At 42.8% G+C, this 13,908-nt stretch carries 10 protein-coding genes and 1 tRNA gene; 6 read left to right on the top strand and 5 right to left on the bottom strand.

The genetic code is table 11. The features are described from left to right. The first annotated feature begins 2 nt into the window (after positions 1-2). From AHMF7605_RS20285 to AHMF7605_RS20300, 4 genes are all read left to right on the top strand, one after another. Positions 3-632 carry a polysaccharide deacetylase family protein gene (locus tag AHMF7605_RS20285; RefSeq protein WP_106931853.1) on the top strand — a complete coding sequence of 210 codons (630 nt, stop codon included), beginning with the start codon at positions 3-5 and terminating at the stop codon, positions 630-632. Further along, complete coding sequence (locus AHMF7605_RS20290) at positions 629-1,723, top strand: glycosyltransferase (protein WP_106931854.1); 1,095 nt, start codon at positions 629-631, stop codon at positions 1,721-1,723. The genes AHMF7605_RS20285 and AHMF7605_RS20290 overlap by 4 nt, the downstream gene beginning before the upstream one ends. A 224-nt stretch (positions 1,724-1,947) precedes the next feature. After that, the gene (locus tag AHMF7605_RS20295; protein WP_106931855.1) at positions 1,948-2,715 is read left to right on the top strand and encodes a TatD family hydrolase; all 768 of its coding nucleotides are present in this window, start codon (positions 1,948-1,950) and stop codon (positions 2,713-2,715) included. Between the two features lies 1 nt (position 2,716). Then, the gene (locus tag AHMF7605_RS20300; protein ID WP_106931856.1) at positions 2,717-3,787 is read left to right on the top strand and encodes an asparaginase; all 1,071 of its coding nucleotides are present in this window, start codon (positions 2,717-2,719) and stop codon (positions 3,785-3,787) included. 110 nt (positions 3,788-3,897) lie between these two features. Here the strand turns inward: AHMF7605_RS20300 and AHMF7605_RS20305 are convergent, their stop codons facing one another. Both AHMF7605_RS20305 and AHMF7605_RS20310 read right to left on the bottom strand, forming a co-directional pair. Further along, a complete protein-coding gene (locus tag AHMF7605_RS20305) occupies positions 3,898-6,693 on the bottom strand; it encodes a choice-of-anchor tandem repeat GloVer-containing protein (RefSeq protein WP_106931857.1) in 2,796 nt (931 codons plus the stop codon). A gap of 29 nt (positions 6,694-6,722) precedes the next feature. Next, entirely contained in the window at positions 6,723-7,025 is a 303-nt protein-coding gene (locus AHMF7605_RS20310; protein ID WP_106931858.1) for a hypothetical protein, read from the bottom strand. A gap of 700 nt (positions 7,026-7,725) precedes the next feature. On the opposite strand from AHMF7605_RS20310, the gene AHMF7605_RS20315 reads away from it, so the two are divergent. Next, positions 7,726-7,816, top strand: a tRNA-Ser gene (locus AHMF7605_RS20315). A 334-nt stretch (positions 7,817-8,150) separates the two neighbouring features. On the opposite strand, the gene AHMF7605_RS20320 is transcribed toward AHMF7605_RS20315, so the two are convergent. The 3 genes from AHMF7605_RS20320 to AHMF7605_RS20330 form a co-directional block, all read right to left on the bottom strand. Beyond that, entirely contained in the window at positions 8,151-9,686 is a 1,536-nt protein-coding gene (locus tag AHMF7605_RS20320) for a lipase maturation factor family protein (RefSeq protein WP_106931859.1), read from the bottom strand. Between the two features lie 582 nt (positions 9,687-10,268). After that, a complete protein-coding gene (locus AHMF7605_RS20325; RefSeq protein ID WP_106931860.1) occupies positions 10,269-10,844 on the bottom strand; it encodes a GDYXXLXY domain-containing protein in 576 nt (191 codons plus the stop codon). Further along, entirely contained in the window at positions 10,834-12,120 is a 1,287-nt protein-coding gene (locus AHMF7605_RS20330) for a DUF2157 domain-containing protein (protein WP_106931861.1), read from the bottom strand. The genes AHMF7605_RS20325 and AHMF7605_RS20330 overlap by 11 nt, the downstream gene beginning before the upstream one ends. Positions 12,121-12,602: 482 nt before the next feature. Here AHMF7605_RS20330 and AHMF7605_RS20335 point away from each other — a divergent pair, with 482 nt between their 5' ends. Then, positions 12,603-13,343 carry a thermonuclease family protein gene (locus AHMF7605_RS20335; RefSeq protein WP_106931862.1) on the top strand — a complete coding sequence of 247 codons (741 nt, stop codon included), beginning with the start codon at positions 12,603-12,605 and terminating at the stop codon, positions 13,341-13,343. Positions 13,344-13,908: the final 565 nt, after the last annotated feature.

The raw sequence follows: 13,908 nt of genomic DNA on the forward strand, positions 1-13,908 counted from the left end.
AAATGCGAATTTTTAGAACCCCGGCTTTGTTGCGGTATTTATTTCCGGAGTATATCTGGCGAAAAACAATTTCCGGGAAAAACATATATCTCACTTTTGATGATGGGCCGGTGCCGGAAGTTACCGAGTTTGTGTTGCAACAATTATCCGTTTACCAGGCAAAGGCCACTTTTTTCTGTGTCGGTGAAAATATCAGCCGGTACCCGGAGATTGCCCGGAACATCGTAGAACAAGGACATTACTTAGCGAATCATACTTATAACCACTTGCGTGGCTGGGCCACCGAAACAAATACGTACGTGCAGAACATTGCTTTATGCCAGGACCAGATCGAAAAATATCAGCCTAAACGGGAGCCTAGCTTGTTCCGGCCCCCTTATGGCCGCATCAGGCGTAAACAATTTAACGAAATTAAATCGGCTTACCGCGTTATCATGTGGGATATACTTACGTATGATTTCGATAATACTCTTTCGCCGGAAGTTGGTTTACAACGCATCCTGAAACAAACTACTGCTGGTTCGGTAGTAGTATTTCATGATTCTGTGAAGGCTTTCCCCAACCTGCAGTACTTGTTGCCGCGGTTTTTGCGTTATTTTGCTGGTTTAGGTTACAGCTTTAATACTTTATGATGTTTAAAGTAATATACTTTGCGGTTTTATTCAGTGTATCCTTAGTTATTCTGGGCTTATGGCTGCTGAACCGTCGGCGTTACCGCACCCAGTTGCTGGTGTTTCCGAAGGTGAGCATTTTGATTGCGGCCCGCAACGAAGAACATACTATTTTAAGGTGCCTGCAGGCTATTGAGAGTTTAGATTATCCCCGCGATAAACTGGAAATACTCATCGGCGACGATGCTTCTACGGATAATACTTACCGGGTAGTACGGCAATTTATTCAAGATAAACCCCATTATAAATGTATTACGGTTACGCAAAATTTAGGCTTAGCCCGGGGAAAAGGCAACGTATTAGCGCACCTGGCCCACCTGGCTACGAGTAATTACTTTTTTATAACCGATGCCGATATTCAGGTGCCACCTTCCTGGATTCAGGTAATGCTAGCGCAGGTAAGGCCTTACATTGGCATTGTTACCGGTATTACCACGGTTACTGGCAACCGCCTCTTCGATAAATTACAATCTATTGATTGGATATACGCCCTGGGATTATTTCAGGTAGTAACCGACCTGGATTTGCCGGTGTTTACGATGGGTAATAACATGCTCATTACCCGCGAGGCGTACGAAGCAACGGGTGGTTACGAGAACATTCCTTTTTCCATTACCGAAGATGCCAAGCTTTACCAGGAAGTAGTAAAAAAGCATTTTCATACGGTAAATATTTTTGATCCGTCGGTTTTGGCTCTTTCTACCCCGGCGTTGGATATGCGGCAATTATTGTGGCAACGGCGGCGTTGGATGGAGGGTATCAGTCATATTCCGTTTTATATGGCGGCCGTATTTATTCTTTATTCCTGTTTCTATCCGGTCTGGATTCCCTTTTTTCAGGAAGTATCGCCCATTTTTTATTGGGGCATACTGGTAGCGAAAATAATCTGGCAAGCTGCTTTTATTCGTTTGTGCGCCCAACGCGTGAACTTAAAATTTCCGATTTGGCAACTTGTTGTTTACGAATTTTTTATGATGTTCCTGGGAATTGCCTCTATTGTTTATTATATCTTACCGGTTAAAATTACCTGGAAACAACGAAAATATGCCTGATTGATTACGTGGCAAGGGGAGAAGTTTAAAGGTTGGAAGGTTGTTAAATGAAGTAAATGGTAAATGGTACTCGGTAAATGTATGGAGAATAGCTATTTAACTTTACCTTTCTTTCTGGAATAAAGCAAATTACGTAAGATAACAGCCTAAACTAAGCGCAACCTGCTAAGGCGAGTGGACGAATTAGTAATTTAAATCGTCATACGGACCACCTACAACTTACTATGGAATTAATAGATTCGCACGCACATATTTATGCTCCAGAGTTTAAACCGGATAAAGCAGCAGTAATCCGTAAAGCGCAGGAAGCTGGCTTAATTCAGATTTTAATGCCCAATGTGGATCACACCTCCGTGGATGGCTTGTTACAAACTGAAACAGATTACCCTGGTTTTTGCCTCCCCATGATGGGATTGCACCCTTGCTCCGTAAAAAAAGATTTTCAGAAAGAACTGTACCTGGTAGAAGATTGGTTACATAAACGTTCGTTTACAGCCATTGGGGAAACCGGCATTGATTTATATTGGGATAAAACGTACCTGGAGCAACAGAAAGAAGCGCTTACCATACAATTAGAATGGGCCAAAAAGTTTAAGTTACCCGTAGTACTGCATACCCGCGACTCTTTTGAAGAAACGTACAAGTTGGTGGCTGCCGCTCAGGACGGTACTTTAACCGGGGTATTTCATTGCTTCTCCGGTACCCCGGAACAAGCCCAGCGGGTAATGGATTTAAAATTTTATATGGGTATTGGGGGAGTAAGTACTTTTAAGAATGGCGGTTTAGATAGTTTATTACCTCCAATTTCGCTGGAACATTTGCTGCTCGAAACGGATTGTCCGTACCTGGCGCCGGTTCCTTACCGGGGCAAGCGCAACGAACCGGCTTACTTGCCGCTTATTGCCCAACCAGTGGCGGATATTAAGCAGCTACCCGTTGAAGAAGTAGCCACGGTTACTACCCGGAATACCCGTAATTTATTTAATTTGTAACATGAAATTAAGAAAAGTCCACCTGAATACAGCTGCTACGCTCGAACCAGTTGGATCGGTATTGGTTATTTATACGGGCGGTACCATCGGGATGGTGTATGATAAAACCGGCCGGCACCTGGTACCTTTCAAGTTCGAGGAGATAATGGATAAAATGCCGGAATTGCGGCAATTAAATATCGACTTATCTCTGATTAGCTTTGCCCGGCCCATCGACTCGTCGGATGTAACGGATGCTGACTGGATTGTGCTTTCTTATATTATTCAGCAACATTACGATGATTTTGATGGATTTGTAATTTTGCATGGCACGGATACCATGGCGTATACGGCCTCGGCCTTGTCGTTCCTGCTCGAAAATTTACAGAAACCAGTAATATTTACCGGGGCGCAGGTGCCCATTGGTAAAATGCGCACCGATGCCCGCGAAAATCTGATTACAGCTTTGGAAATTGCTACTTCTACCAGCCGGGGCATTTGTATTGTGCCGGAGGTATGCATTTACTTCGGGGATTTGCTGCTGCGGGGTAACCGGTCGAAAAAAGTAGAAAGCAGTCATTTTAACGCTTTTAAGTCCACGAACTATCCTTTGCTGGCGCAGGCAGGGGTTGAAATTGAATACCACGCTAAAAACATTCGGCCTTTACCCTCTGGCCGGTTTAAAGCCCACCAGGTGCTGGATAATCGGGTAGTGCGGCTTCGTTTATTTCCGGGCCTTTCAGAGCACGTTATCCGTAATTTAATGTTAACCGAGAATTTGCAGGGAGTAGTGCTGGAAAGTTACGGGTCGGGTAATGCCCCTACGGCGCGCTGGTTTTTAGATGCCATGCAGACGGCTATTGACCGGGGCACTTTTATTTTAAACGTATCACAATGCGATGGGGGACGCGTGTTTCAAGGCAAATACCAGAATAGCAAGTACTTACACGATATGGGTATAATTGGCGCCAGCGATATTACCAGCGAGGCAGCCGTTACCAAGTTAATGTTTGTACTGGGCCAGAACTTACCCTACGAAGAAACCCGCCAACTGCTGCAAACAGATTTACGCGGCGAAATGACAGTAGAGTAATATAGTTATTGTTAAAATAACTTTAAAAGAACTCCCGGGTAGTTGGCGTACAAGCGCAGGCTACCCGGGAGTTCTTTTAGGATTAAACTTATTTAAAAGCGACTTAATTTTTATTGTTTTATAAACTTAAGCACTTGCTTTTTATGGTCTAGCTGCAGGTGAAATAAATACATACCGGCTTTTAGTTGTTCCACATTTACCTGTAGTTTATTCGGGGTGATTACCTGGTGGCCGTTGAGCATCACTTCGGCGCCTGTTGCAGTACGAATAGAGGTCGAGATTTCGGTAGCGGGTTCCGGTAAACTTACGGTAAATTGGTCGGTTACCGGATTCGGGTACAGCCGAATTTGTTGGGTAGTTTCCGACATCGTACCTGTTGACATCTGGCGATTAAGGCGAACAATACCGGCTGTTACCGTTACAGTGACCACTTCTTCGTCGAAGAGAACCGGTGTGCCATTATCCGTTACTCTCACTTTAAACAAATAACTGTCCGCGGCGGTGGGGGTCCAAGTAAAAGCCCCGGAACTAGCGTTGATACTGGCTCCCGCCGGCGCTCCAATTAAAGAAAAAGTTTTGGTTTGGCCGGCATCCGGGTCGGTAGCCGTAGCCGTAAATTTAAGTGGAGTACCAAGAGTAGCATTTTTATCCCCAATAGCCGCTAAAATTGGGGCATCGTTTACATTCGTTACGGTGATAGATACCGTTTTTACGGCCGACTCCTGGCAGCCCCAAACTGCTTTAAAAGTAAAAGAATCTTTGCCGCTAAAGTTGGCTTTAGGCTTGTACGTGCGGTTGGCTCCCGAACCGGTTAAAGTACCATTGGCAGGGGGAGTAACAATGCTGTAAATAAGAGGAGTGCCGCTCGCCGAGCCAGTAAGCGTAATAGGTTTAGCTGTTTCTTCTGTAGTAGTAACACTTTGCGCGTTGGCTACCGGATTAGCTTTGCGCACAATCAAACTACCGAAGGGTTTACCACCGTCCGTATTTTGATTTAAGTGGCGTAAAACGGAGAATGAGCCGCTTGAACTAATTTTAAAGATAGTACCACTGTTAAAGAAGCCGCCTTCTGGAGTGAGACCATAGAAACTGCCATCACTGCCTTGCACCAAACTACCTTTAGGTTGGCCACCATCATTAACGTAATCCAAGTTGTGTAGCACTGTAAAAGTTCCGCCCGGCGTTATTTTAAAAATGGTGCCACTATTAAATAATCCGCCCTGTTGACTTGTGCCATAAAAATTGTTGTCTATGCCCTTCACTAAAGTGCTCAGGGGATAGCGGCCATCGTTTATATTATCAAAATTGCGTAGTACCGTAAGTGTGCCGCTAGGAGTTATTTTAAAAATAGTACCGTAATTATTTGCGCCGCCCTGGTAAGTGGTTCCGTAAAAATTACCGTCGGCACCTTGTACTAAGCTGCCGTTCGGGTAGCTACCCGTTTTTGTATTATCTAAGTGTTTTAATACAGTAAAGGAGCCTCCGGAAGATATTTTGAAGATAGTGCCGTAGCTATTCGCTCCCCCTCTACTTGTCATGCCGTAGAAGTTGCCGGCACTTTGTATTAAAGTACCTGTTGGATTACCGCCATCCGTAGTATAATTTAAATTACGTAATGCTGTGTACGTACCGCCTGGAGTTACTTTAAAAATAGTACCATAACCATTGGCACCGCCATTATAAGTCAGGCCGTAAAAATTGCCGTCGGTACCTTGTAACAGGCTGCCCTGCGGACTACTACCGCTTGTGCCTGAGTTTAGGGAGTATACAGTGGAGTAAGCGCCATCGCATAATTTAAAAATAGTACCATAATTATATGTGCCTCCAGTGGAAGTTAAACCATAGAAATTGCCGTTACTCGCTTGTATTAGACTACCTAGAGGCGTTTGGCCTTTAGCAGCTTCGGGAAAATGAACGAGTATGGAATAAGCCCCGGCGGGAGTAACTTTAAAGATAGTACCCCGATTGCCAAGCCCACCGGCAGGAGTCATGGCGTAGAAGCTACCGTCTGAACCTTGGACCAAACTACCTTGCGGATTACGTCCATCGTTAGTGTAATCTAAATTACGCAGCACAGTATACGTACCTCCGGGAGTCATTTTAAAAATGGTACCATAACTATTAGTGCCACCCGTATACGTTAAACCGTAAAAATTACCATCGGTACCTTGGGTTAAATCACCCTGCGGATTAGCGCCATCACTGGTATAGCTTAAATTACGCAACACAGTGAAAGTCCCGCTTGGTGTCATCCGGAAAATAGTGCCGTAGCCATTTGTTCCACCTTGGTACGTCATGCCGTAAAAATTCCCGTTAGTAGCTTTAACCAAACTACCATAAGGCCGGCCTCCCGTAGTGCTAAGATCTAAATGCCGCCGGACGGTAAATACACCTTTCGGAGTTATCCGGAAAATGGTGCCGTAGTTGTTCGTGCCACCTTGGTACGCCATGCCGTAGAAGTTGCCATCGGCACCTTCTACCAGGCTCCCTTTCGGATAACTGCCAATAGTATTATCTAAGTGCTTTAATATAGTAAAGGAGCCTGCGGAAGATATTTTGAAGATAGTGCCATAATTGTTCCGCCCACCGGTTTCCGTCATGCCGTAGAAGTTGCCATCAGTACCTTGTACCAGATTACCTGATGGGTTCCGGCCATCAATAGCGCCATTTAAATTACGTAACAAGGTGAAAGCTCCGTTCGGGGTTACTTTAAAGATAGTGCCATAGGCACTAGCTCCGGAGTTTCTTGTCATGCCGTAAAAATTGCCGTCCCGGCCTAGTACCAAGCTGCCTTGAGGGTTACTACCTGTAATATTATAAATAAAGCTAAGCAAGATTGTTACTGTGCCGGTGGGAGTCATTTTAAAAATGGTACCGTAATTATTAGCTCCACCTTGATAGGTCATACCATAAAAGTTGCCGTCTGGGCCTTTCGTTAAGTTGCCATAGGGCGCATACCCCGATACGGAGAAGGTTTTTGAACGTTGAAGCCAGTGCCGTTGCTTTTGATGCTGAAAGCAGTACCGGCCCCTTCCTGACCGCCCACCGAAGTAAGCCCTACTAGTTCATCCTGAGCGAATAAAGTTTGAGCGGGTACTAACAGGCAACTTACTAGTATCCAGATAAAGGTACAATAGCGACTGAACGCTAGATGGGGAAGTTGCTGTAAATACGACCAAGAGTTTTCTCTGGTGCGCGTTGTTGTGGCCGAAGCAGATAAAAGTATAGCTTGTATCATCGTGAAAAAGGGTTAAGAAAGTAAAAAATAATATAATGGATTCTAGGTAAAAGGTAATGGGAAGCCACGCGGGTATTCCAGATATGCAGTGCTTGGCCATTTCAACAAATAGAGATACAAAATGCCGTAAAAGCAGCTGATCTGTAACACTACTGCAACCCTAAAAAACACTGGGCGATAGAAGCAAATTCAAAAATAAAGAACTTGTAAACTATCGGAGTCAGAGCTTATCGTTTTGCGGAGCAAAAAAGTATTAGAAACTCAACCAGCAAGTATGCTAAAGTATGTTATAGCCATTAAGGCGTGCAGAATATTTTTTTAAGTACTAACTTATTAAAACAACAAGAATTCTGCGTTTTAATAAGTGACTTTAATGAGTTTAAAGTCTTGTAAATCAAAATTGTAATTCAGAAATGGTACTTGCAAGATAGGAAGTAATCGGAGATTAAAAATACTGATTTTTCAGTATTTTTAATCTTGGTGCTTTTGTAAGAAATTTACAGGTTATATAAAAATAGTTGTACTTACGAAAGAATGGCTTATCTAATGGAGCTGGCTAAGTGCTTAGGCTGCGTTGGCTGGCATTTCCAGGAATATGCGAGTTGCTATTAAACCGGATACAATGCTCATAAATAAACAGAAAGTCCGGTGTAAATTTGCTTGGGTTAAATATTATCCGTTTTTTTGCAATCCGTTAAACAGAGAGGTGTCCGAGTGGTTGAAGGAGCACGCCTGGAAAGTGTGTATACCTCAAAAGGGTATCGAGGGTTCGAATCCCTTCCTCTCTGCCAAAAAGCCTTAAACCCAACTGGTTTGAGGCTTTTTTATTGGTAAATAGCAACTAAGATAAGGTTAAGAATTTTAGCTTTTCAGATATTGTCAAGTCTATAAAATACCAAAAACCGATTTTATTATATTCGTTTTTAAAGAAACAATTCTACTGCATCTGTATACTCGCCACCTAAATACCGTTTTCTTACCGTTCTTCGAACAACCAAACTTAAAGTTTATATTTCTGGTTAGCGGGAGTTCAGTCTAAGTGTTTAAACGAAAGTAATTCTTTGAAGTAGTCATTGTTATCTAGGTTTTTAACTGCCAGCCACGCTTACTATTTTTCTTTCCGTTTCACGGAAGCCAGCCGTAACTTTTCAAAAAATCAGTTAACCGCGGATCATTCGTGGACAGAGCCGGTAGCCAGATGCCCACTCGCTCGCGCTTCCACCAGTGTCCTGGAGGGTTGCCGGGCTCAGCAAACGTATAACGATATAAAATTGCCCGGATGTAGCGAGGCGGCTGCTGAGGGAAAGGATTATGGGCAAACAAGCCTACAACTCCAGGGTCGTTATGTAAAAGTTTCCAGATAAGATGTAGCGTCCAGGGATATTCTTCGGGCGACGACATGGCCGCAAACCACATTTGCCAGTCTAAACGCAACTGATATGGCGCTATTTGCGGCGGGCGTTGATCGAGTAGCACAGGCAGGCCTTGGTAGATATAGGGTTTCCAGTGGGCTTTGTCAGTGGAGTCCTGATCCATGGTTCCTTCAAATACTACGTTTAAACGTTCTTTACCTACCGTTCCGAAAGCACCATACGTATTTACCAGGCCAAGCGGGTCGAAAGAGGTATTCATGATCTGACTCGGTGAGAGTAGATTTACAGCCGGCTGAATGCTGAGCAGAGTAATGAGTGCCGTTACCACCCAGGCCGTAATACGCATGGGTTTGGATTCTACGGCGTTTACTGCGGCGATTTCGGCTTTACGCACTAACTGTCGGGGAAGCAATCTCGCCCAGAAACCATCATCGAAACAAGCCAAAGCCGGAATAATGGTTAGCCAGTTTAAAAACGAAAGATTACCGCTAAGCATAATGTTCAGCTGAAATAACACTATTACCACTCCCGCAATATGACGAGCCAGCCGAGGCCAGAATACGAACCAAGGCGCTATTAGTTCGCCCAGATGATTGAACCAAACGCCAATTTTTAAAACAGGGTGCGGTAAAAAATGAAACCACCGGCTCCAAGGGCCAGGTATGGGTTGGGTTTCGAAATGGTAATAAAGAGCAGTGGCGTCGCGCCAGATTTCATCGCCCCGAATCTTGATCAAGCCGGCTCCGAGCATGATCCGGAAAATTAGCCACCGGAATAACACAATAATAGGAAAGGGCGGCTCTTGTTTGGGGAAAGGCCTAAGATCGAGCAAAGGGCCAAGAAAAATGGCGAGGAACCCGGTTTCGGTTAGTTGAATTTCCCAGCCGTAGCCGTACCATTCTTGGCCGACATGCTTAACGGATAGATAAAGAATCCAAAGTACTCCCAGCATAAGTGCATTCGCGTAGCCGGCCGCTACTACCCCGGAAAGTAGCAAACCCGACCAGACAACGGTTAAAAGAGCAGCATCGGAATGCCAGAACCAAAAGAGAGAGGGCAACCGTAAAAAACCAGCGGTATTCGAACCTAAGGCAGTACTTACCCGGCTTAGATAAAGCTCTACCGGCAGCAACCCGTGAGAACCGATTAAAGGAATAATCTGATTAACCGCTACCAGAAAAGCAATGGCATAAATTACTCCCAGCATCCGAAGAATAACAAAGCGGGTTAGCCAATAAGTAGGAGCGGTATCTGGCTTCCAAGGAGCCGTTGCAGATTCAGTGTCCATTTTAGTTTCTACTGCCGTTTTTCTATAACTAATGGAAAATAATGCGTCCGTTAATTTCTGCTTTTAGTAGGTTCGCATCGTCCGCGAATTATTACTTATTTAATGAGCATAGTTCGGACGATTCCGTACTTTGGGCTATGTATTATTTGAACGGTTCTTGTTGGTAAATACGTAGGAATGGCTAGTTGTTTCCGGTTTAATTAAGCTTGTTTTGCGGATTATTTTTGGCAGAGAAACTTAGTTTTATCTGGCTAAAGAGCTTTTGCTGCAATTAGTGGACAATGCGTTTATTTTTCTTTTTTCGGCAATAATTGAGGTAATTTTATCTGTTTAAAAGGTAACAGGCGATAAACTTTAGTGATTTACTATTTGAAGTATTCTCCAAAGGAAGAATGGAAGTGTTTGCCGGTTCGTAAAAAGGATTTCCGACTTTTAGAATTTGTACTGGTTCACCTTCTTCTTGTAACAAGCAAGTACCTTTGGCAAAGGTAACTTACTACCGGGCAGCGATGTTTAGGATACGTACCTTTTTTGCCACCTTACAATCTAATTTCAACTGTTTTTACCGAAGGAATGAATCTTTTAGTCAAGTTTACGGGCTTTAACCACTTCGCTGATAGAGGTACTGCCAATGAAAACGTCTTTTAAAACAGCATTACCGTTTTTAATACTTACCAAAGCGTACGTTACCTGACTGGTGTCCCGCTGGGCTTGTTGGTAGGCTTGTTCCGCATCGTAGGCTTTCGACTCTTCCATATAAAATCGATCGAAGGGATAGTCAATTGTTAACCGGCGAGAACCATTATCGGTAACGTAGCCAACCTTTGCTTTTACAAAAGCCTGGTTGTTAGCCGGCTTTTCTTTTGCAACCGCTTTTATTTTAATAAAACCAGCTTTATCCGTTTGAAGCGAAACGTAAATAGGTTCACCCATAAGCCAATTTTCTTCTTTCGGAACTACCACTTCGTTCTCGGCGTAATTTAAAGTAATGTATTTGCCTCGAAATGGGTCATTCGGGTCGATGGGGGCGGTTTTGAATTTAAAGGGAGTTCCTGTTTTCAAGATTTCTTCCTGGTCTAGAATCATTTTGGCCGGAACGTACAATTGCACCAGCGCCACCAAGAAAAAGGTTATCAAAAGTACTTTTTTACTGTTCATTCGTCTTTCTCTTGTTAAGCAACCAATAATTTGCCCCGAAGAAGCCGGCGCCCACAAATACAAACAAAATTCCCCGAATCACGAAGCTCAGGTCGGTATCAAAAAAGCGGCAAAGTACTAAGGCGGTAATAATAAGTAAGCCCAAATTTAATATACCTAAATGGTTTTTCTCTGCCCCGTCTTTCATGGTGAAGATACCTATTACTAAAATTAAAAGATTAATAAGCACTACCGCTGCGGTTGAGTATAGCCCCGCAATAAATATAAAGATGAATAAAATAAATACGGGAGCTAATAGTGGTATACCGGTTGAAGCTTTGCTTTTTCGCTGAAAAATAAGCAGCCCACCGGCTAGTAAGGAGATAATAACAGCTGCATAAAATTCCGGGGCGGTACTAAGTTGCGTAATTGAAAAAGTTTCTTTCCGCAAATTTTTCCAAAACCAATTAAAACTTAAAAAAAATAATACTACCAGTGTGCCCAGCGAACCTATTAAGCGGTAGCCATTATTTTTAAGTTTTTGCCCGGTAAAGAAAGTTAAGTTTCCGGTTGAAATAAAAAGGCTGAAAAGGCTGAAATAAGCAATAAATAACAACTCTTCTGTGTTTTTGGCTACGGTTACCAAGGCTATGGTTAACGAAAGAGGAATTGCCCAATTATGAAAAATTAGAAAGTTGCTTTCCGGCTTTTTCTGGTATAACTGGTAATAATGAGGCAAAATAATTGAAAGCAGCAACCAGTACAGATAGGAATTAGAAAAAGAGTAAGAATTATAACCCAAATGAATGGCATAATACGTAATTCCGCCAATGTACAGCAAGGAAGTAATGGAAGCCTTCATTAGGTAGACCAACGGAAGGCACAGAAGAACCCAGGTTAACAGGAAAGTGCCGGTTGATCCGGGAATGTTATAAATCTGGCTTACCAGGGCAATGCTGGCGCCAACGGCAAAAAACAAAAAGGCGCTACCAGCTTCGCACCAGGCAGCATTATCTTGTTTTTTAATTAACGCATAAAAGCATAATCCTTGCCCGACGAGAAGGGGTAAAAAGGCCAGTCCGGTTTTAGTTGTTCTGGATAGCTCGTCCCAGTTATGCGCCATTATCAGAATAATCCCCAGCCCGACTAAGATTGCCCCTAATATTCCGAAAACAATAAACAGCGGATTGCCCGATGAACTGCCTTTGCTTTTATAATATTCCTGAATCCGGGCAGCGGTTTCCTGGTTAATAACGTCTGCCTTTACGAGCTCGGGAAGGTCTTTGAGTATCCGCATGGGACTATCTTAAATTTTGATTCCTTTTAATTAAAAGCTGATTTTAATGCTTATCAAGGGTACTTTTGTTTTCGGTAAGAGGATATTTTTCAATAACTTTCCACTTACCACCGTTCTTTTGTTCCATTAAAGAAATTTTATTCAGATATAACTTAGTCGGGAAGGCATTTAGGCAAGGTTAGCCATGATTTTATTTCGTCCCGTGTTGTTGCCATATTTGCTCCAGTGCTAAGCTACCTTCATTGAAAAGGCGGGTTTTGTAGTTTATTTTTAATTTATTTAAAAGCCTTACCAGATTAAAACCAGTGATATTGAAACATGTAATTTAGATTTTATTTCTCTTTTCTTCGTAAATTTCTCTTTTATCGAATGGTTAGCCAACCTATCTAAAGTTGACAATTCCAAACAAAAGCGAAGCGTTAGTATAAAAACAGGATTACTACATATAAATTGCCTTTTACTTTTTAAACCGTTTTAAGCCTATGCGCCTGCGATCCTTACATCTTACTTGGGGTTATCTGTTATTTTGGTTTTTACTTTGGTCGTGCCGGCAGCACCAAACCGAAACAGTGGCTGAAAAAGCTACCGCTAATACTACCGGTTACAAAGTAATTGCTATAAAAGACGGTGATACCATTGAGCTTTTAAAAGATGGAAAACCGGTGCGGGTACGGTTGCTCGGCGTAGATGCACCCGAAAAAAATCAGGATTATGGTACGGTAGCTCGTCAGTTTACGTCGGATTTGTGTTTTGGTAAAACGGTGAATTTAGTGGTGGATGGCAACGACCGTTACGGCCGGACAGTCGGAACTATTATTTTGCCGGATGGCCGCACGTTAAATAACGAACTGGTGCGCAGTGGCTACGCTTGGCATTATAAAGCTTATTCGCACGACGAAAACTTGGCTCAACTGGAATTGGAAGCTCGCCAGAATCGTCGGGGCCTTTGGGAAAAAGCGCATCCTACCGCTCCCTGGGAATTCCGCAAAAGCCGCCGTACGTCGAACAATTCCAATCAAACTGTCGCGCCGAACATACCGCGCCCTTCGGATGCCGCCCGGAAAGTATATATTTGTGCCAGTGAAGGAGCGACTACTTACCATATTAGTAAAACCTGCAGTGTTCTGAAGCGCTGCAAAGCCGGCGTAGAAACAGTGACCCGTGGCACCGCCGTAATGAACCGGCAACGAACTGCTTGTAAGGTTTGCGCGAAACCAGTTTAAAATAGATGGAATAAGTTGGTTTTACTTTTTAAATCATTAATGCGATCCCAACTTTAAGGCTTATTTAATGCTTAAAAGTTTAACGTATATATTCGTTATACAAGCGGATAATGCAAAAACAAAGGTCAGTTTCTTCTTCACTAAAACTCCTGCCAAGAAACAGAACCACCAAAATCTATTTGAATATTAAAATATAATTATTTTGTATATAGGAGTAGCCCTAAAATTTTTGAACGATAGCATTTAATATAGCTTAGTAAATTTAGAAAAAGCCGGAAATAAATTTTTATCTAGAATTGCTGCTATTTTTATACGGCTGCTTACTTTAATTCATCCCTTTTAATTGCGAATAAAGCGTTGAATGCCTATTTTAAAAGCATAAACCACACTTGGTCTCTGAAATTACGTAGAGTACCAAAGTTCCGTTACTGAAATTAATCCCTTTCTATTTAGGTTAGATTCCGAACCTTTTTTGTACTTTTAACGCTAAATAAACGCATATTTCTGGTTATAATTAAATTTACAGACAATTAATTTAATCCAAGACTATCCCTACTGACAGGTT

Source organism: Adhaeribacter arboris, from assembly GCF_003023845.1.
Classification (GTDB): domain Bacteria; phylum Bacteroidota; class Bacteroidia; order Cytophagales; family Hymenobacteraceae; genus Adhaeribacter; species Adhaeribacter arboris.

Coding starts and splice junctions, on each gene's coding strand:
- AHMF7605_RS20285 (WP_106931853.1), top strand. CDS start 3: ATGCGAATTTTTAGAACCCCGGCTTTGTTGCGGTATTTATTTCCGGAG.
- AHMF7605_RS20290 (WP_106931854.1), top strand. CDS start 629: ATGATGTTTAAAGTAATATACTTTGCGGTTTTATTCAGTGTATCCTTA.
- AHMF7605_RS20295 (WP_106931855.1), top strand. CDS start 1,948: ATGGAATTAATAGATTCGCACGCACATATTTATGCTCCAGAGTTTAAA.
- AHMF7605_RS20300 (WP_106931856.1), top strand. CDS start 2,717: ATGAAATTAAGAAAAGTCCACCTGAATACAGCTGCTACGCTCGAACCA.
- AHMF7605_RS20305 (WP_106931857.1), bottom strand. CDS start 6,693: ATGACCTATCAAGGTGGAGCTAATAATTACGGTACCATTTTTAAAATG.
- AHMF7605_RS20310 (WP_106931858.1), bottom strand. CDS start 7,025: ATGATACAAGCTATACTTTTATCTGCTTCGGCCACAACAACGCGCACC.
- AHMF7605_RS20320 (WP_106931859.1), bottom strand. CDS start 9,686: ATGGACACTGAATCTGCAACGGCTCCTTGGAAGCCAGATACCGCTCCT.
- AHMF7605_RS20325 (WP_106931860.1), bottom strand. CDS start 10,844: ATGAACAGTAAAAAAGTACTTTTGATAACCTTTTTCTTGGTGGCGCTG.
- AHMF7605_RS20330 (WP_106931861.1), bottom strand. CDS start 12,120: ATGCGGATACTCAAAGACCTTCCCGAGCTCGTAAAGGCAGACGTTATT.
- AHMF7605_RS20335 (WP_106931862.1), top strand. CDS start 12,603: ATGCGCCTGCGATCCTTACATCTTACTTGGGGTTATCTGTTATTTTGG.